The sequence below is a fragment of the Rhodococcus sp. AQ5-07 genome (genome assembly GCF_009707305.1).
Taxonomy (GTDB): Bacteria; Actinomycetota; Actinomycetes; order Mycobacteriales; family Mycobacteriaceae; genus Rhodococcus_F; species Rhodococcus_F erythropolis.
In genome coordinates this window covers 4,000,795-4,020,146 of record NZ_CP046099.1, presented here as the reverse complement: position 1 = coordinate 4,020,146, position 19,352 = coordinate 4,000,795, and the positions used below count along the sequence as shown (strand labels likewise).

Genomic DNA, 19,352 nt, shown 5'->3' with positions numbered 1-19,352 from the left:
TTTCAATTTTTCGGACCGACCGGTCGTAACGTCTGGAACTCAGCCGACGAAGTAAAGGCTGTCCACGCCGGAATTGCCGTCTTCGTAAAGAAGGCCGAAAGGTTGAGCGCTATGTCGGAGAAGTCCATCGCCCATTCTCGGAGGGTCCGCTCTGCGGCCGCCGGTGCCGTACTAGCTCTCGGATTGGCGGTGGGCGGCACAGGAATTGCATCGGCAGAGCCCGAAACCGTGTGTACTCCGAGTACCGATCCGCTGGTGACCTGCGCCGAGGAAGAGGCAGCTGCCACCACCGACGCCGACGCGGCGACGAGCACCGAGACCACACCCGAGAAGGTTGAAGCCGGGGTCGCGGGCGCGGGCAGTGCCGAAACCGCAGGTACGGACGCCGCAGCACTGGCGGAAGCCGAAGCAAAAGCCAAAGCAGCAGCCGACGCGGCAGCGAAGGCCGCCGAAGCAGCCGCGACGGCAGGGGTCGACTCGTCCGCAGCGACAGACACTTCGGTGAAGGCGACCGAGGCAATGACTCAGGCGAGCGTCGAGGCAACCAAGGCGGCGGTCGAATCGACCAAGGCCAAGGCGGAGGCAGGGGCCGCGGAACAGTCTGCCAAGGAAGCCGAAGAGGCAGCCAAGGTTGCGGAGTCCGCGGCGGCCGATGCGAAAGAGGTAGCAAAAACAGCTCAGGCAGAAGCAGACGCCGCCGCAGCCAAGGCTGCTGAACTCGAGGAGGCTGCGAAGGCCGCCGGTTCGGGGCCCAAGACCGAAGAGGCCGCAAAGGCGCGCGCCGAGGCTAATGCTCTGCAGGCCAAAGCCGATGAGGCGAAGGCTGCCGCGGATGCAAACGCCAAGCTGGTTGCGGACAAGAACAAGGAAGCCGAGGAAGCCTTCAAGAACTGGGATTTCGCGAAGGCAGCCGTCGCTAAGGCTCAGGCTCTGGCCGCCGCATGGAACGCCAAGCAGCTCGCGATCACCGTCAAGGAAACTCAGAAAGTGGCCACCGCTGCGGAAACCACGGCCAAGGCAGCCGAGTCCGCGGCCGCAACCGAGGTAGAAGCTGCCACTGCCGCCCGTAAGGCTGCTGATGAAGCGGCAGCTACCGCGGCTTCCGCACGAAAGGACGCCGACGCTGCGCAGAAGGCCGCGGAGACGGCCCAGGCCGAAGCCGATGCTGCGGGCGAGGCTGCCACCGACAAGCGAGCCATTGCCGACGAAAAGGCTGCCGAAGCCGCCAAGAAGGCCGAAGCTGCCGAAGCGGCGAGCAAGAAGGCGCAGGATCTCTACCTCGCCGCCGAAGACGCGAAGGCCGCAGCCGACGCCGCAGCAGCAAAGGCCAAGGAAGCTCAGGCCGCTGCAGCCGCCGCAAAGGCCGAAGCGGATGCAGCGCAGAAGATCGTCGACGAGCTCAAGGCAAAGGGCGAGAAGGAGATCGACAACGGAACAGGCGTCGGCGGTGAAGTGATCATCGGTGAGCACACCGACGACGGCTCCGGGGTCACGAAGGTCGACGAGACCACCGCTGTAGTGAACAAGACCGGCGTCAAGCTGGTCGGCTACTACAACAACAAGGGAGCCTTCGACGTCGTCGACTACTACGTCACCGACGCCGACGGCGATCCGGCACTCGCTGGAAGCCTGCCCCCCGTCGAACTTGCTCTCGGTGACACTGCAAGCAGCACCAGCGGTAGCAGCAGTTCCAACCTGCCGGCTGTATTGATCGGCGTCGGAGTCGTGGGCGCTGCCGCCGCAGCAGCTACGACGGTGGTTGTTCGTCGCAAGCGTCATGACGGCCCGGGCAACACGTCTGCGTAGCGCCGGCCTCTCGGCGGTAGCGATCCTCGCCCTCCTCGCATCCGGATGTTCGGGCGAGAATGCGGGATCGCTACCTGACCGCTCGCCGGTGCAGTCGCATATCGCGGCTGCACCGGCTTCGGTGACCGTCGATCCGGCAGAACCCGAGAGGATCGAGTTGAGGTCTGCGTCCGGGGTCACGTACCTGAGCAGTCCGTTGCACTCGGAGAAACTGATGCGCGGCGGCGAGAGTGGGCAGCAACTGAATCCCGTCGACGAACTGCCGGTGTGGTGGGGCGAGAGCGGAATGCCGGGAACGGAGACCACACAGACCGTTGTTGTCGTCGGGCACAACTACACCACTCGCGAAGCACCGTTCCGGGCGCTCCGGGTAGTGGAGCCGGGCGATCGAATTCTCCTGGCTACACCGAACGGCACACTCGAGTACGACGTCGAAACAGTCGGGCCGCTGCACAAAGGTTCGCTGCTGGGCACTCACGAGTTGCGCGAATCGGTTCCGGGACGGTTGATCCTCGCCAATTGTGATGTCGTCGAAGGAGAGTCGACCGACGACAATTACGTCGTCATCGCCCAGCTGGCAGCGCACTGAATCCGTGGCAGTGCAAGAATAGGTACATGGATTCCCTCGGACTTCTCTCGGAACTGGTAGCTCTCGACACGGTCTCGGGGGAGGCCGCTCCTCAACGGCGGGCGATGGATTCGATTGTCTCGTTGGTTCTCTCACGTGCGCCACAGGCGAAGGTCGAGTCAGACCTGACCGGCAATCATCCCTGGGCCTTGATCACCAACGAAGCTGCACCCTCGGCAGCAAGACTATTGTTCGCCTGCCACGTGGACACGGTGCCAGTGGGAACTGTCTCCGACTGGGAGTTCGACCCGTACGCCGCACAGGTCGACGGCGAATTGTTCCTCGGCAGAGGGACATCGGATATGAAGGCCGGCCTTGTTGCCGCTACTGCCGCGGTTGTCGACGCTTTCGAACGTGGAGTTCCGGTCGCACTACTGCTGACGAGCGACGAGGAAATCGGATCGCTCGGGGCCGCTCGTTCGGCCGACGCCGTGGCGAATCTCGAGGTCGGGGCTGTCATCGTTCCCGAGGCGACCGGCAATCGCATCAACCTGGGGCACCGCGGTGCACTGTGGCTCGAAGTGTCCGTCAAAGGAAAAGCCGCGCACGGGAGTACGCCGCAGCGAGGAACTAACGCTGTCCTCAAACTGCTTGACGTCGTCGATCGAGCTCGGCGTGAGCTTCCGCTGTCGTCCGACGCGTTTCTGGGCGCCGAAACCTGGAACCTCGGTTTGGTCGGCGGCGGTTCGGCTCCGAACATCGTGCCGGACAATGCACGTGCGGTGATCGATCACCGCACGGTGGGAGACGGCGCAGACCTGCTTGCATGGTGGCGCGCCCAACCGGAAGTCGACTCGGTGGAGACGTCGATTCACCTGGGAGGTGTGCGTACCGACGCGTCGGATCCGTGGTTGGCTACCTTGCCGATCTCTGTTGCAACCGAACCGGTTTCGTACTTCACCGACGCTTCGGTGCTGGCAGCGGCCGCCCCCGGCGCTCCCGTCGTGATCTGGGGCCCTGGCACTCCCTCGTTGATGCATGCGGCCAACGAAAGCGTCAAGGTGTCCGAACTGGACGATGCGATCGCTGCCTACGGTGCCGTGGCTGCTGCTTGGCCGACGGTGGACTGACGGACAATCAGTTCAGGAGCAAGCGCAATGTGGGCTGTCGACTCGGAAGAGTTGTTCATCGCCTGATCCAGAAGTCGCACAGCTTCTTCCGCGATTCTCTCCTGCGGCTGTCCGACCGTGGTCAACGGCGGATTGCACAGTTCGGAGAAGGGGATGTTATCGAAACCGGTGACCAGAACGTCGCCGGGGACGTCGATGCCCAATGCGTGGCAGGTCTGCAGCACACCGAGCGCGATCAGGTCGTCGGCGCAGACCAAGGCGTCGGGGCGAGTCTTGCCGGTCAGGATGGTGTTGGACGCCGTGCGTCCCCATTCGATCGAATACTCGCCGAGTTGTGTCCACTCGTCACGAGTTTCGATTCCCATTCGATCCGCATGGCGGAAGAATCCGGCCCGGCGAAGTTCGGTCGACGAATTGGTCAGCTCGGAACTGATGAAGGCAGCCGATCGCGCGCCGCGCTCGGACAGATGCTCCATCACGAGTGATTGAGCGGCGTCGTCGTCGACACCGACCCAGTCCGTTTGGGTATCCATTGCAAACCGGTCCAGTTGAACGACCGGAAGCGTTGCTGCGCTGGCTCGTACTGCTTCGGCACTCAATTCGCCGTGGCACGGGCTGATGATGATTCCGTCTACCTGCCGCGAGACGAGCGACTTGAGCCGCTGCGCTTCCACGTCGGGATCGGAACGAGAATCGCACAGGAACAGTTGTAGGCCGCGCTGAGCCAGGACGTGTTCGACATTGACCACCAACGAAGTGAAGAAGGGATTCGCGATACTGGGAACCACCATGCCGACAGTGTCCGTCCGATTACGACGCAGTGAGCTGGCGATGATGTTTCCCGAGTATCCGAGAGAATCCGCGGCTCGTTTGATCGTCGCTGCAAGCTCGTCCGAGACAGGGCGGGATCCGGACAGTGCCCGCGACACGGTGGCAGTCGAGACCCCGGCCAGTTCCGCGACATCGCGAATGGTCGCCTTGCGCATGCGTCCCCCGTTTTCTGCTCGATTCGGGTCCGAGGTTATCGAACCGCACGGTCCAGTGTCCCGCATGTAACGCGATTGAGGCAATCGTTTACAAATTCGAATTGTGAAATCCTTGACACAACCCGGTGTTGATCGCATAACCTGCTAATTCATCAAGGCAATCGATTACATCGTGTGCAGATCTTGTGCATGGACATACAGCGCAAATCTTGCGCATGGAATGGGGTAGCTGAAGTGACCGCATCACCGCTCGGAGTCTTTCCGCCCAAGCCCTCGGCGTTGGCAGAGATGTTCACCGGCACGCCTTCTCTCATCGGGGCCATCCACCTCCCTGCTCTGCCGGGCAGCCCGCACTACACCGGGCAGCCGGTTTCGGAAATTGCTCGCTTCGCTGTGGAGGAAGCGCACGCGTACGTCGACAACGGTTTCGACGGTGTGATCGTCGAAAATCACTGGGACATACCGTTCCTCAAGCCCGGTGAACACGGATACGAAACCGCCGCCAGCATGGGAGTCATCACGGCAGCGGTGGTCGGTGAGTTCGGCAAGGCCGTCGGCGTCAGCATCTTGTCCAACGCCGGCGAGTGCGGAGTGGCCGCGGCGTGGGCGGCAGGCGCGAGTTTTGTGCGCGTCAATCAGTGGGCCAATGCCTACATCGCCAATGAGGGCTTCATCGAGGGTCAGGCGGCCAAGACGACGCGCTTCCGCCATCGCATCGGCGCCGACCCGGTCCGGATCTTCGCTGACGTGCACGTCAAGCATGGTGCGCATGCCATTGTTGCGGACCGCACCGTCGCGGAACAGACCGAAGACGCCGAGTTCTTCGACGCAGATGTCCTGATCGCGACCGGTTCGCGCACCGGTGACGCCGCTTCGGTCGACGAGGTTTCCGTGATCCGAGACAACACCGTTCTTCCCGTGATCATCGGATCCGGCATCACGGCTGCCAATGTCGCAGCGCTGATGAAGGAATGCGACGGCGCCATAGTTGCATCCTCGGTGAAGGACAATGGACGCTGGTGGGGACGGGTCGCAGGCGAGAAGGTCCGCGAAGTGTCCCGGGCCGCAGGAAAGTAACCATGATTGTCTTTTGCGGATACGCCAACAACGATGTGACGGTACATGTTCCACATGTTCCGGTGCTCGGAGAGCGCGTGCAGGCAACGGCCATCAGTCAGATCGACGGTGGAATGAATGCAAATGCTGCGGTATCCGCAGCCCGAATGGGCGCGCAGGTGATCTTTGCCGGTGCCGTGGGCCCGGACGCGCGATCCACCGAGTTTCTCGAAGCCCTCGAGGCTGACGGCGTCGACACCAGTTGGTCGCCGCGAGATGCGTTCCTGTCAACGGCAGTTGTACTCATCGCGCAGGACGGCGATCGCTCCATCATCAGTCAAGACGACCCGAACGATGCCGAACGAATCGGAGTTGTCATCACCCGATTGGCTGCTGCCGGTGGTGGACGGCTGTTCCTCGACGGATACCGTGCGGGCTTCCTGCCAGAGGGATTGCCGGGAAGCGTAAGTCTGGTAATCGATCTGGACGGTTGTGAAAACAAAGCCGCGGCACTGCGCGCATTCGCGCTCGCTGACCACGTCGTCGTAGGGCGTGCCCTGTGGGAAGGCGAGTTCGGGATCGGTTTCGATCAGTGGCAGGCACTGGCCGCCGAGCACAACACACACCTGCTGGTGACCGACGGCTCGCGAGGTTGGACACTGGCCACACCGGACGGCGAGGTGACGAGCGAACCGGCAGTAGTGGTCGACGTCGTCGATGCCGTCGGGGCCGGTGATTGCTTCGGCGGTACGTACATCGCTTTTGTCGACGCCGGGCGCTCACCGGTGGACGCTGCACGACTCGCGGGAGCCTCGGCTGCCTTGGCTTGCGCCACTGCCGGACCCCGCGGATGCCCCACCCGAGATGAATTGGACAGCTTCACAGCAACATTGACCCCTCACACCCTTTTGGAGACTCGATGATGAAACGTGCATTGCCTCTGGCGCTGGGAGCTGCAGTCGCGCTCACGCTCACCGCTTGTGACTCGGCTTCGTCGAGTGACTCGAAGGACGCATCGGGTGGCTCGTCCATCCCGCAGCCGACCCGAGTCGCCGAAAGCTGCGACGGGACGAACGGCAAGCTCAAGGTCGGTCTGGTGACCATCAACCTTCAGGCGCTGTACTTCAACCAGATCAACAATGCCGCCAAGAACGTCGCGGACAAGGCAGGTGTCGACCTGCAGATCATCAGTGGCAACGACGATTCCGTGGCGCAGGCCAACGCCTTCGACAATCTGATCGCCGCCGGAGTCGACGCGATCATCGTCGATGCAATCGACACGGACGGAATCAAGCCGTCGGTGGTCAAGGCCAAGAACGCGGGCATCCCCGTCGTCGCGGTCGACGCGACCATCGACGATCCGGCGCTGTCGACTCAGGTCGGTACGGCCAATGCCGAGGGCGGTGCCAAGATCGGAAACACCTTGGCCGACGTCGCGAACAACACCGGAACGGTCGGTATCGTCGGCGCGCTCAACAGCACTGTCCAGTTGGAGCGGCAGAAGGGCTTCACGGAGACCGTGACCGGCCGCGGAATGACCGTCGGCACCGTCGTGGACGGACGTAACATTCAGGAGAACGCACAGACCGCAGCGGAGAACCTGCTGACCGGCGGTGGCGACATGAAGTACGTCTACGCAACCGGTGAGCCGGCTTTGATCGGACTCGTTGCGGCGGTCAACAGTCAGAAGGCGCAGGATCGCATCGAAGCAGTCGGTTGGGATCTTTCGGATCAGGCGGTAGGCGGACTCAAAGCCGGTTGGCTTAAAGGCGTGGTCCAGCAGAACACCTTCGAATTCGGCCACGAGGCAATGAATTCGGCAATCGACCTGGCTTGTGGTCGCGGCGCTCCGGCGAACATCCCCGTCCCCACCCAGATCGTGACCCCGGAGAACGTAGCCGACTACATGTACTACTTGGAGAAGTAATCATGGCACCTCCACTGATCGAACTCTCGGGCATCACCAAGTCGTACGGACCGGTGAAGTCCCTTCAAGGAGTTGACCTTCGGCTGGCGAAGGGTGAAGTACTCGGAGTCGTCGGCGACAACGGCGCCGGCAAGTCCACCCTGATGAAGATCCTCGCGGGCGCCGTCCAGCACGACGGCGGCGAAATGCGCGTCAACGGTGAACCAGTGCGCTTCTCGACGCCGCTCGACGCGCAGCAGAAGAAGATCGGCATCGTCTACCAGGACCTGGCGCTGTGCGACACGCTCGATGTCGCGAGCAACCTGTTCCTCGGCAGAGAACCGCGAAAAGGTCCATTCCTCGACCGGCATGCCATGCACGAGAAGGCGGCTCACATTCTCGCCGACCTTCATGTCAAGGTGAAGTCGACCTACCAGGAGATCGGGCAACTGTCCGGCGGGCAGCGGCAAACCGTCGCGATCGCCCGCGCTGTTTCCTTTCGGCCAGACGTACTGATCCTCGACGAGCCCACCGCAGCGCTTGCCGTCGCCGAGGTCGAGTCGGTGCTCAAGCTGATCACGGACGTCGCAGCGGCCGGAGTGGGCGTCATTCTCGTGACACACCGCCTGCAGGACCTGTTCCGCGTATGTGACCGAATCACGGTCATGTACGAGGGGCAGAGCGTCGACGACGTTCCGATCGGCGACCTGAACATCGAGTCCCTCGTCGGACTCATCACTCGAACTCCGGTGCCGCAACGGACATCGGCAGCAACACAGGGAGCCACGGCATGACCACTCTCGAGAAGACCCAGGCGCCGATCGAGCGCAAGCTCGCCGCGAAACCCTCTTTGTGGGACAGCGTCAACAAGCCCACCCTCGCGATGCTGGCGGTGACAGTTGCTGTCGCAGCCGTCTTCTCGGCGACCACGTCGTCGTTCCTGACATTCACGAACCTGTCGAACCTGGCAACCCAGATCGCTCCGGTTCTGATCATCGCGGTGGCGATGACTTTCGTGATCACGGCAGGTCAGATCGACCTGTCCGTCGGTGCGATCGTCGCGTTCGTCGCGGCGATGAGTGCCGAGCTTATCCAGGCCGGCGTCGATTCGTCCCTGGTCTTCGTCGCCGCCCCGGTGATGGGTGCGGCCTGGGGCCTGGTCAACGGATGGCTCGCTGCCTATCAGGGCATTCCGCCGTTCATCGTGACTCTGGCGACGATGTCCGTCATTCGCGGTATCGCGCTGTATCGGACCGAAGGATTCTCCGTTCCGGTTCCGGCCGACACTTACTTCGCGAAGCTCGGAACTGCTGAGTTCCTCGGGTTCTCCGCCAGCGCCTGGATTGCTCTCGTAGTCGTGGTCATCGGAGCAATTGCGCTCAACCGCATGCGCTTCGGGCGCTACGTCACCGGTATCGGATCCAACGTCGAATCCGTGCGACGGTCCGGCGTCAACACGCGTCGTGTGCTCATGATGACGCTCGTCTTCACCGGCTTGGCTGCCGGTATCGCGGGACTGCTGATCGCGGCTCGACTGGGCTCGGGTTCGGCCAACTCCGCAACGGGATTCGAGCTCACGGTGATCACCGCGGTGGTTCTCGGTGGTACCAACCTCTTCGGCGGTCGCGGCACCGTGATCGGTACCGTCATCGGCGCTGTCCTGACCGGAATCATCGCCAACGGACTGACCCTGCTCGGTGTGAGCCCGTTCTTGACACCGATCATCACCGGTGTCGTTCTGCTCCTGGCCATCTGGATCAACATGCGGGGACACACCCTGAGCGCGCTGTGGCGACACCTGCAGTCCGCACCCTCGGGGCCTGCACGCTCATGAGCAAGGTTCGTACTGTCACGGGAACTGTGGACAGTTCGGAACTCGGACTGGTTCTCCCACACGAACATCTGCACAACGACGTCACCGGTGCGTACACCGAGGCCCCGGATCCGGTTGTGGCACAGCGGTTGGCCGGTCCGGTACGCGCCGAGGATGCCTGGCTTCTTCACGACAATCCGTATTACAGTCTCGACAATTGTCGAGTCGACGACGCAGCGGCCGTGGTGGAAGACCTTGTGGACTTCGCCCACCTCGGTGGTCGGACGATCGTTGATCTGACACCGCCGGGACTGGGCCGGGCACCGGAGAAGTTGGCGGAGTTCTCGCGAAAGTCAGACGTGCGAGTGATCATGGGTTCAGGGTGGTACCTCGAGACGACCCATCCGGTCGAGGTCCACGAACTCGGCGTCGACGATCTGGCCGGTTCGCTCGTCGAGGAGTTCGATCCGGCAAAGGAATTGGCTCCTGGCGTGATCGGGGAGATCGGAGTCTCCCCGCTCTTCACTCAGAACGAGGCGAAAGCCTTGAGGGCGGCATGCATCGCCCAGCGCGAGGTGGACGTGCCCCTGTTCGTCCACCTTCCGGGATGGCAGCGCGTCGGACATCACGTCGTCGACATCGTGGTCGACGAGATGGGCGTCGATCCGCAAGCAGTGGTCCTGTGCCACATGGACCCGTCCGGACACGACGCCGACTACCAACGATCGCTCGCCGACCGCGGTGTCTTTCTCGAGTTCGACATGATCGGGATGCCTTTCGATTTCCCCGGCGAGGGTCTTTCGCCGCATCCGGCGGAAACAGCCACTGCGGTAGCCGGATTGGTCACCTCCGGTCACGCATCACAGCTCCTGCTCAGTCACGACCTCTTCCTCAAATCAATGCTCAGAAAGCACGGCGGAAACGGATTCTCCTACGTACCACTCGTCTTCGCCGCCCGGTTGGTGCGCGCAGGCGTAGATCCCCAGCAAGCGTCCGCACTGATGCGAGACAACCCGAGGTCGCTCTTCGAGCAGGCCGCGAAAGGAAACAGAAGCAGTCATGGGTAAACGAGTACTGATCGCCGGCGAGAGCTGGATGACGACGTCGACGCACGTCAAGGGCGTCGACGAGTTCAGTGTCCATTCCTACGTCGAGGGAGTCGGTCCGCTTCGGGATGCGCTCACCTCACGTGGCCACGACGTGACACACATGCCCGCACACCTGGTGCCGACGCAGTTCCCCGGTACCGCAGAAGCGTTGTCCCAGTTCGACGTCGTCGTTCTCTCCGACATCGGAGCGAACTCGCTGCAGCTGGCTCCCGGTGTCTTCGACCAGTTCCGCGCCGGGGAGGATCGCCTTGTCGCGCTTCGTGACTGGGTGAACGCCGGCGGCTCACTGATGATGATCGGTGGCTACCTCTCGTTCTCCGGGTTCCAAGCGCGAGCAGCTTTCCGCCAGACCGCGATCGCCGAGGTACTACCCGTGACGATGCTGGCCGAAGACGATCGCGTCGAGACACCGGCCGGGATCGTTCCCACCGTCGTCGATGCTGCTCACCCGGCTCTCGGTGGTGCCGGGGATACCTGGCCGGCGCTCCTGGGATACAACCGCGTCGTCGCGAAGGACGGTGCCGTGGTTCCCGCCACCATCAACGGCGATCCGCTTGTCGCTGCCGGTGAATACGGCGCCGGACGGTCGATCGTCTTCACCTCGGACTGCTCGCCGCACTGGGCTCCGCCGGAGTTCTGTGAGCAGTGGCCTGGGTACACCGACCTGTTCGACGGCTTGATCAGTTGGGTCGCCGGCGAATGAGTCGCTCCTCAGACCTGCTCGCGCGGCAGCAGAGTAATCTCGCTGCCGCGCGGGCGGTTCCATTCATCGAGGACACCATCGGCGGGACGTTGAGTGATGAGGGATTCCGCCGGTACCTCGTGATCGAAGAGGCATTCGTACTGACGGCCGTCAAGGTGTTGGGGTTGGTGGTCGCCGAATCCCCGACGCTCGACGACGCGTTCGACCACGTGACGTCGATGTCGAACCTGGTGGGCGAACAGCGCGAGTATTTCGCGCAGTTGCGTTCCCGCTTCCCGTACGCGGGGGACGCAGCGGCTCTGGTCGAGGAGTCGTCTGTGCTGTCGACGCATGCCTTGACCCTCGCTCGCGAAGAGGGCAGGGCGGCGGCCCTGGTGGGCATGTACGCCGCGGAAACCCTGTATCTGTCGTGGTGCCGGGAGGCGGCGGCAGTGAACGTAGAGCGCGAACCAGCGTTGCAGGACTGGGTAGACATGCATGTCGCTCCCCCGTTCGTATCTCAGGTGGCGGTGCTGGCGTGCGAGGTGGACGCCATGCCCGAGTCCGTCACCGACGAGGACCTGGATCGGTGGTTCTCCGGCATGCTGGCCGCAGAGATCGATTTTCACAACGTGGCGGTGTGAGCTACTGCTGTGCGCCTTTATTAACCCCCGGCGGTTAATAAAGGCGCACAGCAAAAGGCCCGTAGGTCGCTTTCGCAACCTACGGGCCTCTTCTTTGTAGCGGGGACAGGATTTGAACCTGCGACCTCTGGGTTATGAGCCCAGCGAGCTACCGAGCTGCTCCACCCCGCGTCGGTGTGAAACCAACAGTACACGACTTCTGGGGGTGCAATTACCACCCCCTGTCACCGGCTGGAGTGCGCGCTTTCCGAGTAGTAACCGCGGATGTGTCCGACTATGCGCTGACGTGCGAGTTCGCCGTCGCCCGCGTTGACCGCATCGACCAATCCTCGGTGTTCGTGACGCAGTCGCATGCAGGTGCTCGGCCAGCTGTCGATCTGCACGCCCGCGAGAACGTAGGCCTCGATGGACTCTCGTAGGCCGGTCATCATGGCTGCGATCACCTGATTGCCCGCCGCGTCGGCGAGCGCCACGTGGAATTGCGCGTCGAGTAGTAGGAATTCCTCGGCCGACAGATCTACGTCATCCATCGAGTCGAGCAGTTCGACGGCCGTGCTGAGGTCGGGCGTCGGGGTCCGCGATGCCAGGGACTGCATCACCTCGGATTCGAGAACGAGTCGTGTCTTCACCACATCCGAGACCGGAAATCCTTGTGCTGCAACCTGCATCCGCATCAGCATGGTCATGCCGCCGGTCGGTTTGGCCACGATCATCGCGCCGGACGTCGGGCCGGAGCCAGTCTGCGCCTTGAGGAGGCCGAGTGCTTCCATGACCCGCAACGCTTCTCGGACCGATGACCGTCCGACGCCCAACTCTGCTGCCAGAATTCTCTCTCCCGGCAGGCGCTGGCCAGGAGACACCTCGCCTGAAACGAGCCGACGTTCGAGGTGGCTCAGTACTTGTTCCCACGCTCGCGGGCTCGGCTCGGTCGGCATGAGGCAAGAGCATAACCGGGTGGACGCCGTTTACGGGGTGGCCTGTCCAGGGATGTATTACTGTGGTCAGACCACACCGACAGATTGCGGGGAACCACATGCGAGTAGCGCTGTTCGCCACCTGCATCGGGGACACGATGTTTCCCGACGCCGTCAAGGCCACCGCCCTCCTGCTCGCCCGTCTCGGGCACGACGTCGTGTTTCCGTCCGGGCAGACTTGCTGCGGGCAGATGCACGTCAACACCGGCTACCAGCCCGGAGCGCTGCCGCTGGTCGCGAACTACGCCGATACTTTCGGTGATGCGTCGATCGACGCCGTTGTCGCACCATCGGGATCGTGCGTCGGTTCGATCCGTCATCAACACGAGATCGTCGCCGAGCGCTACGGCACCGCGTCGCTGTGTGGGCAGGTGCAGACCGTGAAGGCAAAGACGTACGAGCTTTCGGAATTCCTCGTGGACGTTCTCGGTGTCACCGATGTGGGCGCGTACTTCCCGCACCGGGTCACCTATCACCCGACCTGTCACTCACTGCGCATGTTGAGAGTGGGAGACAAGCCACTTCAGTTGCTGCGCAACGTCCGCGACATCGATCTGGTCGAACTCCCGGAAGCAGATTCCTGCTGCGGCTTCGGCGGCACGTTTGCCATCAAGAACGCCGAGACGTCGACGGCCATGTTGGCTGACAAGATTCGCCGTGTGGCCGACACCGGCGCAGAGTTCTGCAGCGCCGGAGATTCGTCCTGTCTCATGCACATCGGCGGTGGGATGTCACGACTGCAGATGGGCGCCAAGACCATTCACCTCGCGGAGATTCTGGCATCGGTGGAAAGCCGGGTGCACGCATGAGCGCTGTGACGCTGGGTCTGCCCAGCTTTCCGCCGAGGTCACCCGAAGGTGCAGGGTTCCTGCGAGGTACTGAGAAGTTCCCTGTCGCAGCACATCACGAGCTGGCCAACGCGCAACTGCGACGCAATATCGGCAAGGCAACGCATACCATCCGTGCCAAGCGCATCAACGTAACTGGAGAGCTCCCCGATTGGGAGGAGCTGCGGGATGCGGGTTCGGCGATCAAGGCCGACGTCATGGCGCGGTTGCCGGAACTGCTCGAACAGTTCGAAGCTGCAGTAATCGCTCGCGGTGGGCAGGTGCATTGGGCAGCGGATGCCAACGAGGCCAACGCCATTGTGACCGAGCTTGTCAAAGCCACCGGCTCCGACGAGGTCATCAAGGTCAAGTCGATGGCAACGCAGGAGATCGGTCTCAACGAGCATCTCGAAACCAAGGGAATTATCGCCTACGAGACCGATCTCGCGGAATTGATCGTCCAGCTCGGCCACGACAAACCGTCGCACATCCTGGTTCCTGCGATCCATCGCAACAGGTCAGAGATTCGCGAGATATTCCTGCGTGAGATGCCAGATGTCGATCCGAACCTCGGGGAGAACCCGGCCGAACTTGCCGCAGCTGCACGAAAGTTTCTGCGCCACAAGTTCATGACGACGCCCGTCGCCGTCTCCGGCGCCAATTTCGGCATCGCGGACACGGGCACTCTGACCGTCGTGGAGTCGGAGGGCAACGGGCGAATGTGCCTGACGCTGCCGAAAACACTGATCACCGTCATGGGCATCGAGAAGATTCTGCCGACCTATCAGGATCTGGAGGTCTTCCTTCAACTGTTGCCGCGGTCGTCGACGGGGGAGCGGATGAACCCGTACACCTCCCTGTGGACCGGCGTGACGCCTGACGACGGTCCACAGGAATTTCACCTGGTCCTCCTCGACAACGGCCGGACCGCCGCGCTTGCCGACAAGATCGGGCGGGAAGCCCTGAGCTGCATACGGTGCTCGGCGTGCCTGAACGTGTGCCCTGTCTACGAGCGCACCGGTGGCCACGCCTACGGATCGACCTATCCGGGACCGATCGGCGCGGTACTGACTCCGCAGCTCGCGGGCATGCATGGCAAAGACGATCCGAATTCGACTCTTCCTTTTGCCTCGAGTCTGTGCGGTGCGTGCTTCGACGCCTGCCCGGTCAAGATCGACATCCCGTCGCTGCTGGTCGAATTGCGGCACCAGAAGGTCGAGCAATCCGGTGTCACGGCAGAGTCTTTGGCGATGAAAGCCGCATCTCTGGCGATGTCGACCGAGGGCAGGTGGACGCTGGCTCAGAAAGCTGCCGGGCTCGGACGCGTCGTGGCCGGCAAGAAGGGGAAGATCTCCACATTGCCACCTCCACTGAACGGTTGGACAGCTGCCAGAGACATTCCCGCACCGCCCAAGCAGACCTTCCGATCCTGGTGGGACTCCGACGAAGGCCGCGAGGCATTGGACGAGGCTCGTCGTGACGGGGAGGCAGACAGATGAATTCACGTGACGTGGTGCTCGGACGCATTCGTGATGCCATCACCTTGGCGCCCGCCGGTGAAGGCGAGATACCGCGAAACTACCGGACGGGCAGAACCATGCCAGACGGGGAGCTCATCGATTTGTTCGTCGACCGCCTCGAGGACTACAAGGCGCACGTTCACCATTGCGCTGCAACAGAAATCGCCGATGCCGTCGCCGGAATACTGAGACAGCGCGGACTAAACACTCTGGGGATCCCCGCCGGCCTCGACCGATCATGGGTAGCCGGGTTCGACGGAACGCTGGTGGTGGACAGCCCGGACGTACCGGCTCCCGAACTCGAGAACCTCGACGCCGTTGTCACCGGCTCGAAGGTAGCGTGCGCCGAGACCGGCACCATCTTCCTCGACGCCGGTCCGGAGCAGGGACGTCGTGCGTTGACTCTGGTACCGGACACACACATCTGCGTCGTGTATCGCAGCAGTGTGGAAGTGGGAGTGCCGGAGGCGATTGCGCGGCTGACGCCGCAGCGTCCCACCACCATGATCAGCGGCCCGTCGGCAACCTCCGACATCGAACTCGAACGCGTCGAAGGTGTACACGGTCCGCGAAATCTGCACGTCGTGATCGTGGATGGCTGATTCCCGCCGAGCGGGAACTCAGGGGCAGCGGGCCACATCAGCGTCTAACGTCCCGGCCATGACACAACTCTTGGCAGGCAAGGTCGTCTTCATCACCGGTGCAGCGCGGGGTCAGGGACGCAATCACGCGATCCGACTCGCGCAGGAAGGTGCCGACGTCATCGCTGTCGACGTGTGCGCGTCGGTGTCTGAAGACGTGGGTTACGCGGCCGCGACTGAAGCCGACCTCGAAGAAACGGCCCGTCTCGTGCGAGCAGAGGGGCGCGAGATCGTCACCGCGGTAGCGGATGTGCGTGACCTCGAGGCGCTGCGGGCGGCGGTGGCGTCGGGCGTCGACAAGTTCGGTCGCCTCGACGTCGTGATCGCCAATGCGGGCATCGCTACGTGGAATCGTTTCTGGGAGATGCCGGAAGAACAGTGGTCGACGCTGGTGGACATCAATCTCAATGGTGTGTGGCGCACGATGGCGGCTGCGGTTCCCTCGATGATCGAGGCGGGTAACGGTGGTTCCATCGTGATCGTCAGCAGTGCTGCAGGCGTCGCCGAAGCGCCTGGTTGTGCGCACTACTCGGCGGCCAAGCACGGTCTCGTGGGTTTGGCTCGCACTGCGGCAACGGAATTGGGTAGCTTCGACATTCGAGTCAACAGCATCCACCCTGGCGCGGTGGAGACTGAGATGGGTAACGATCCCAACGTGGGTAAGGTGCTCACTACTCATCCGGAGTACATGAACTCGTACAAGTGGCCGCTCACGTCCGTCCCACGCACCACCGTCGAGGACATCTCCAACGCCGTGGTCTACCTTGCGACGGACCTCTCCCGCGCGGTCACCGGGACGAAAATCGTCATCGACATGGGTCAGACGATGGCGTAGTCGCGCTCAAAGCAGATTGAACTGCGCCACCTCGATGGTGTTCTCGACCGCCTCCGAGAGCGTGCGAATACGTTCGTCGGCGCCTGGCGCGGTCAAAATCGCCAGGCGATCGGCGTCACCCATCGGAATGTTTCTGGCTAGGGCATACAGCCGAGAACCCAGCGGATCCAAGGGATCCGGTGGGACGGGCATTCGCGGAGTCTGTTCGCCGGCCCGAAGTGCGAGCTTTCCCAACATTCCGTACATGAACTCGATGCGCTCGAGGAGAGAGTCGTATTCGTAAGCGGTGACAGGTGTTCCGTTGTTCTCGTCAGGCCACAATTCGACCTCGGCGAGTGGGTGAGGATCGTCCGGCAGCCAGCGATTGACGCGGATGCGGTCTTCGGTCCGGCAATACAACTGATACCGTCCGGCACCCATTGCGACATGAGACTCGATCCGAGCCAGAGTGCCGACGTCGTGGCGTGATTCACCGCCACCGACCTCGTGGCCACGAGCGATGAGCACTACTCCGAACAGTGGGCCGTCGGCAGCTTCGAGAACGTTCTCTACCAGTGCGCGGTACCGAGGCTCGAAGATGTTCAGTGGCAACACCTCACCCGGAAGCAATGCAGAGCCGAGCGGAAACATGGGGAAGATGGGCATCAGGGGATTCTCAACCTCGGAATCGGAGGGGCGGGGAAATCGCCGGGGCGATCGATTTCAGCGAGCAAGTGCTCGGACCACATCAGCAGGCCGGGGACGTCGAGGCCGTGCGGGCTTTCCACTTCGTAGTGCCTGATGCGGTCGTGACCCTGGCCGAGGAGTGAGACGGCACCGGTGTTGTTGCCCCGAAGTAGATGGGTGAGCCCGACGGCCAATTGAGCCAGTCCCTGCCACAGGTCACGCTCCTCGGCGGGGGCGTCCTTCCACGTTCCTTCGAAAATTTCGTGCGCGTGAAAAGGCATCCCGTGGTCGAGAAGACGCTGAGCCTCGGTGATCGACTCGTCCGGAGGGAGGCGCACATCGTCGGGAATGCGCGGGACGCCGCCCGCCGCGTCACGTGGCAGTGGACGGCCGAGTCCGTCGCGGGGCCGCGAATTGAGGGGCTTTCCAGCGGCGTCCCGGTCGCGTTCGGTCATACACTCAGCCTAACGGCAGCACCTCGGACGAACCCGCCGAAAGTTTTTTCGAGTCGCCTGTCGATTCCGGGGAGAACCGTTCGTCGTCATGTTGTAAGGCAAGAAAGCCGGAAGAGAAACAACAGACCAAGGAGTCAGTCATGAAGTACATGTTGCTCATCTACACCGCGCCCGGCGGAGACACCGAACCCCAGTGCACGTTCGAGGACTGGCAGCAATACGACAAGGAAATGAAGGATGCCGGTATCTGGGTGTCCGGCGATGCCCTCGCCGACCTGACGACTACGACAACGGTTCGAGTCTCGCAGTCCGGAGAAAAGACCGTCACCGACGGACCCTTCGCTGAAACCCGTGAGATCCTCGGCGGCTACGACGTCATCGACGTTCCTGATCTGGACGCGGCGCTGGCCTGGGCCGCGCGGTGCCCCGGCGCGCGCGACGGCGGCAGCGTCGAGGTGCGTCCACTGGCCGGGTTCGGGGACTGATTCGCCGTGGACGAGCAGGCCGAGAACTCCATCGAGTCAGTGTTCCGGGAGGAACGTGGACGACTCTTGGCCTCGCTCGTCCGCCGTTTCGGTGATCTGGATCTGGCCGAGGAAGTTACCTCCGAAGCCGTCGAGGCCGCGTTGGTGCACTGGCCGGTGGACGGAGTGCCGGCCAAACCCGGCGCCTGGCTGCTGACCACGGCGCGTCGCAAAGCCGTCGACAGGCTTCGTCGTGATCAGGCCTATGCGGCGCGATTGGCGGTGATGCAGGTGGACGCCGATCGTGCCGACCCGGCGCCGCCCACGGTCGACGGAGAACTTCCCGACGAGCGGTTGCAGCTGTTCTTCACCTGCTCGCACCCGGCGCTGGCCGAGGACGACCGAATCGCACTCACCTTGCGTTGCCTCGGAGGGTTGACGACGCCCGAGGTTGCTCGGGCCTTCCTCGTGCCTTCGGCGACCATGGCGCAGCGGATCGTGCGTGCGAAGAAGAAGATACGTCAGGCTCGGATTCCCTTCCGAACTCCCAGCGCCGAAGAACTCCCGGAGCGTCTGCCCGGTGTTCTGCAGGTGATCTATTCGGTGTTCACCGAAGGGTATGCCGCCAGTTCGGGTCCGGATCTGCAACGCGTCGACTTGGCGGTAGAGGCGGTCAGGCTGGCGAGGATCCTGCGCGCATTGCTTCCCGATGAGCGCGAGATCGCCGGGTTGCTGGCGTTGATGCTTCTCGTCCACGCGCGTCGGGATGCCCGTACTGACGCCGGTGGCGGGATCGTCCTCCTCGAAGATCAGGATCGCGGGTGCTGGGACCAGCCGATGATCGAGGAAGGCAGCGACCTCGTCGTGGTCGCGTTGACCGGGGGAGCGCCGGGGCCGTACGGGGTGCAGGCTGCCATCGCCGCATTGCATGACGAGGCTGCGGATGTGGAGAGCACCGACTGGCCGCAGATCTGCGCGCTCTACGGAGTGCTCCTCACGTTGACGCCTTCGCCTGTCGTCGCAGTCAACAGGGCAGTGGCGCTGGCGATGCGCGACGGCGAGGAGGTTGGGCTGGCAGCTTTGGAAGAACTGGCAGCGGAGCCCAAACTTGCCGATTACCACCCGTATCACCTCGCGCGCGCCGAACTGCTCGCCCGGTTGGGGCGCACCGACGCGGCAATGTCTGCATACCGACGTGCGCTGAATTTGGTTGGTACGGAACCGGAGCGGGCCTACTTGGAGCGTCGGCTCGGTGAGATCTCTGACTGAT

21 protein-coding genes and 1 tRNA gene are annotated in these 19,352 nt (G+C 63.0%); 17 read left to right on the top strand and 5 right to left on the bottom strand.

The genetic code is table 11. The annotated features are described in order from the left end of the window. The first annotated feature begins 111 nt into the window (after positions 1-111). Genes GJB56_RS18655 through GJB56_RS18645 form a run of 3 tightly spaced genes read left to right on the top strand, consistent with a single transcriptional unit; the run spans position 112 to position 3,504 of the window. Entirely contained in the window at positions 112-1,806 is a 1,695-nt protein-coding gene (locus GJB56_RS18655) for a hypothetical protein (protein WP_113682621.1), read from the top strand. Beyond that, positions 1,778-2,395 carry a sortase domain-containing protein gene (locus tag GJB56_RS18650; RefSeq protein WP_113682620.1) on the top strand — a complete coding sequence of 206 codons (618 nt, stop codon included), beginning with the start codon at positions 1,778-1,780 and terminating at the stop codon, positions 2,393-2,395. Before GJB56_RS18655 ends, GJB56_RS18650 begins: the two co-directional genes overlap by 29 nt. A 26-nt stretch (positions 2,396-2,421) precedes the next feature. Further along, on the top strand, positions 2,422-3,504 hold the full coding sequence (locus tag GJB56_RS18645; protein ID WP_069145539.1) for a M20/M25/M40 family metallo-hydrolase: 1,083 nt from the start codon (positions 2,422-2,424) through the stop codon (positions 3,502-3,504). Here GJB56_RS18645 and GJB56_RS18640 read toward each other — a convergent pair. After that, positions 3,465-4,490 carry a LacI family DNA-binding transcriptional regulator gene (locus GJB56_RS18640; RefSeq protein ID WP_019745496.1) on the bottom strand — a complete coding sequence of 342 codons (1,026 nt, stop codon included), beginning with the start codon at positions 4,488-4,490 and terminating at the stop codon, positions 3,465-3,467. The genes GJB56_RS18645 and GJB56_RS18640 overlap by 40 nt on opposite strands. Positions 4,491-4,724: 234 nt before the next feature. Between GJB56_RS18640 and GJB56_RS18635 the strand changes: the two genes are divergently transcribed. Genes GJB56_RS18635 through GJB56_RS18600 form a run of 8 tightly spaced genes read left to right on the top strand, consistent with a single transcriptional unit; the run spans position 4,725 to position 11,700 of the window. Continuing rightward, complete coding sequence (locus GJB56_RS18635; RefSeq protein ID WP_029256362.1) at positions 4,725-5,567, top strand: BtpA/SgcQ family protein; 843 nt, start codon at positions 4,725-4,727, stop codon at positions 5,565-5,567. A 2-nt stretch (positions 5,568-5,569) separates the two neighbouring features. Beyond that, positions 5,570-6,469 carry a carbohydrate kinase family protein gene (locus GJB56_RS18630; RefSeq protein WP_046379367.1) on the top strand — a complete coding sequence of 300 codons (900 nt, stop codon included), beginning with the start codon at positions 5,570-5,572 and terminating at the stop codon, positions 6,467-6,469. Beyond that, positions 6,466-7,473, top strand: coding sequence for a substrate-binding domain-containing protein (locus GJB56_RS18625; RefSeq protein WP_019745494.1), 1,008 nt, complete (start codon positions 6,466-6,468; stop codon positions 7,471-7,473). The genes GJB56_RS18630 and GJB56_RS18625 overlap by 4 nt, the downstream gene beginning before the upstream one ends. Positions 7,474-7,475: 2 nt before the next feature. Beyond that, positions 7,476-8,246: an ATP-binding cassette domain-containing protein gene (locus GJB56_RS18620; protein ID WP_003939830.1), complete on the top strand. Its 771-nt coding sequence runs from the start codon at positions 7,476-7,478 to the stop codon at positions 8,244-8,246. Next, positions 8,243-9,286: an ABC transporter permease gene (locus GJB56_RS18615; protein WP_003939698.1), complete on the top strand. Its 1,044-nt coding sequence runs from the start codon at positions 8,243-8,245 to the stop codon at positions 9,284-9,286. Before GJB56_RS18620 ends, GJB56_RS18615 begins: the two co-directional genes overlap by 4 nt. Continuing rightward, complete coding sequence (locus GJB56_RS18610) at positions 9,241-10,332, top strand: phosphotriesterase family protein (RefSeq protein WP_230091008.1); 1,092 nt, start codon at positions 9,241-9,243, stop codon at positions 10,330-10,332. Before GJB56_RS18615 ends, GJB56_RS18610 begins: the two co-directional genes overlap by 46 nt. Continuing rightward, positions 10,325-11,077, top strand: a complete 753-nt coding sequence (locus GJB56_RS18605; protein WP_113682618.1) for a glutamine amidotransferase — start codon at positions 10,325-10,327, stop codon at positions 11,075-11,077. Before GJB56_RS18610 ends, GJB56_RS18605 begins: the two co-directional genes overlap by 8 nt. Beyond that, on the top strand, positions 11,074-11,700 hold the full coding sequence (locus GJB56_RS18600; protein WP_113682617.1) for a TenA family protein: 627 nt from the start codon (positions 11,074-11,076) through the stop codon (positions 11,698-11,700). The genes GJB56_RS18605 and GJB56_RS18600 overlap by 4 nt, the downstream gene beginning before the upstream one ends. Before the next feature lie 97 nt (positions 11,701-11,797). Here GJB56_RS18600 and GJB56_RS18595 read toward each other — a convergent pair. Continuing rightward, positions 11,798-11,871, bottom strand: a tRNA-Met gene (locus GJB56_RS18595). Positions 11,872-11,924: 53 nt separating this feature from the next. Beyond that, positions 11,925-12,635, bottom strand: a complete 711-nt coding sequence (locus tag GJB56_RS18590) for a FadR/GntR family transcriptional regulator (RefSeq protein ID WP_029256358.1) — start codon at positions 12,633-12,635, stop codon at positions 11,925-11,927. Between the two features lie 98 nt (positions 12,636-12,733). On the opposite strand from GJB56_RS18590, the gene GJB56_RS18585 reads away from it, so the two are divergent. From GJB56_RS18585 to GJB56_RS18570, 4 genes are read left to right on the top strand one after another with little or no spacing between them, the layout of a single operon-like run. Beyond that, positions 12,734-13,483 carry a (Fe-S)-binding protein gene (locus GJB56_RS18585; protein WP_113682616.1) on the top strand — a complete coding sequence of 250 codons (750 nt, stop codon included), beginning with the start codon at positions 12,734-12,736 and terminating at the stop codon, positions 13,481-13,483. After that, positions 13,480-15,000 (top strand): LutB/LldF family L-lactate oxidation iron-sulfur protein, encoded by a 1,521-nt coding sequence (locus GJB56_RS18580; protein ID WP_113682615.1) that lies wholly within the window; start codon positions 13,480-13,482, stop codon positions 14,998-15,000. Before GJB56_RS18585 ends, GJB56_RS18580 begins: the two co-directional genes overlap by 4 nt. Beyond that, positions 14,997-15,623, top strand: a complete 627-nt coding sequence (locus GJB56_RS18575) for a LutC/YkgG family protein (protein WP_113682614.1) — start codon at positions 14,997-14,999, stop codon at positions 15,621-15,623. The genes GJB56_RS18580 and GJB56_RS18575 overlap by 4 nt, the downstream gene beginning before the upstream one ends. 58 nt (positions 15,624-15,681) lie before the next feature. Next, on the top strand, positions 15,682-16,497 hold the full coding sequence (locus GJB56_RS18570) for a mycofactocin-coupled SDR family oxidoreductase (protein WP_019745487.1): 816 nt from the start codon (positions 15,682-15,684) through the stop codon (positions 16,495-16,497). 6 nt (positions 16,498-16,503) lie between these two features. Here GJB56_RS18570 and GJB56_RS18565 read toward each other — a convergent pair whose 3' ends face one another. Both GJB56_RS18565 and GJB56_RS18560 read right to left on the bottom strand, forming a co-directional pair. Further along, positions 16,504-17,142, bottom strand: a complete 639-nt coding sequence (locus tag GJB56_RS18565; RefSeq protein WP_113682613.1) for an LON peptidase substrate-binding domain-containing protein — start codon at positions 17,140-17,142, stop codon at positions 16,504-16,506. Next, complete coding sequence (locus GJB56_RS18560) at positions 17,142-17,618, bottom strand: DUF309 domain-containing protein (RefSeq protein ID WP_019745486.1); 477 nt, start codon at positions 17,616-17,618, stop codon at positions 17,142-17,144. The genes GJB56_RS18565 and GJB56_RS18560 overlap by 1 nt, the downstream gene beginning before the upstream one ends. 140 nt (positions 17,619-17,758) lie before the next feature. Here GJB56_RS18560 and GJB56_RS18555 point away from each other — a divergent pair, with 140 nt between their 5' ends. Together GJB56_RS18555 and GJB56_RS18550 are read left to right on the top strand one after the other, a co-directional pair. Next, entirely contained in the window at positions 17,759-18,103 is a 345-nt protein-coding gene (locus GJB56_RS18555) for a YciI family protein (RefSeq protein WP_007730031.1), read from the top strand. A 6-nt stretch (positions 18,104-18,109) separates the two neighbouring features. After that, a complete protein-coding gene (locus GJB56_RS18550; RefSeq protein WP_113682612.1) occupies positions 18,110-19,351 on the top strand; it encodes an RNA polymerase sigma factor in 1,242 nt (413 codons plus the stop codon). Position 19,352: the final 1 nt, after the last annotated feature.

Excerpts from the sequence above, each read along its gene's own strand:
- GJB56_RS18655 (WP_113682621.1), top strand. The coding sequence starts at position 112 with ATGTCGGAGAAGTCCATCGCCCATTCTCGGAGGGTCCGCTCTGCGGCC.
- GJB56_RS18650 (WP_113682620.1), top strand. The coding sequence starts at position 1,778 with ATGACGGCCCGGGCAACACGTCTGCGTAGCGCCGGCCTCTCGGCGGTA.
- GJB56_RS18645 (WP_069145539.1), top strand. The coding sequence starts at position 2,422 with ATGGATTCCCTCGGACTTCTCTCGGAACTGGTAGCTCTCGACACGGTC.
- GJB56_RS18640 (WP_019745496.1), bottom strand. The coding sequence starts at position 4,490 with ATGCGCAAGGCGACCATTCGCGATGTCGCGGAACTGGCCGGGGTCTCG.
- GJB56_RS18630 (WP_046379367.1), top strand. The coding sequence starts at position 5,570 with ATGATTGTCTTTTGCGGATACGCCAACAACGATGTGACGGTACATGTT.
- GJB56_RS18625 (WP_019745494.1), top strand. The coding sequence starts at position 6,466 with ATGATGAAACGTGCATTGCCTCTGGCGCTGGGAGCTGCAGTCGCGCTC.
- GJB56_RS18620 (WP_003939830.1), top strand. The coding sequence starts at position 7,476 with ATGGCACCTCCACTGATCGAACTCTCGGGCATCACCAAGTCGTACGGA.
- GJB56_RS18615 (WP_003939698.1), top strand. The coding sequence starts at position 8,243 with ATGACCACTCTCGAGAAGACCCAGGCGCCGATCGAGCGCAAGCTCGCC.
- GJB56_RS18605 (WP_113682618.1), top strand. The coding sequence starts at position 10,325 with ATGGGTAAACGAGTACTGATCGCCGGCGAGAGCTGGATGACGACGTCG.
- GJB56_RS18600 (WP_113682617.1), top strand. The coding sequence starts at position 11,074 with ATGAGTCGCTCCTCAGACCTGCTCGCGCGGCAGCAGAGTAATCTCGCT.
- GJB56_RS18590 (WP_029256358.1), bottom strand. The coding sequence starts at position 12,635 with ATGCCGACCGAGCCGAGCCCGCGAGCGTGGGAACAAGTACTGAGCCAC.
- GJB56_RS18585 (WP_113682616.1), top strand. The coding sequence starts at position 12,734 with ATGCGAGTAGCGCTGTTCGCCACCTGCATCGGGGACACGATGTTTCCC.
- GJB56_RS18580 (WP_113682615.1), top strand. The coding sequence starts at position 13,480 with ATGAGCGCTGTGACGCTGGGTCTGCCCAGCTTTCCGCCGAGGTCACCC.
- GJB56_RS18575 (WP_113682614.1), top strand. The coding sequence starts at position 14,997 with ATGAATTCACGTGACGTGGTGCTCGGACGCATTCGTGATGCCATCACC.
- GJB56_RS18570 (WP_019745487.1), top strand. The coding sequence starts at position 15,682 with ATGACACAACTCTTGGCAGGCAAGGTCGTCTTCATCACCGGTGCAGCG.
- GJB56_RS18565 (WP_113682613.1), bottom strand. The coding sequence starts at position 17,142 with ATGCCCATCTTCCCCATGTTTCCGCTCGGCTCTGCATTGCTTCCGGGT.
- GJB56_RS18560 (WP_019745486.1), bottom strand. The coding sequence starts at position 17,618 with ATGACCGAACGCGACCGGGACGCCGCTGGAAAGCCCCTCAATTCGCGG.
- GJB56_RS18555 (WP_007730031.1), top strand. The coding sequence starts at position 17,759 with ATGAAGTACATGTTGCTCATCTACACCGCGCCCGGCGGAGACACCGAA.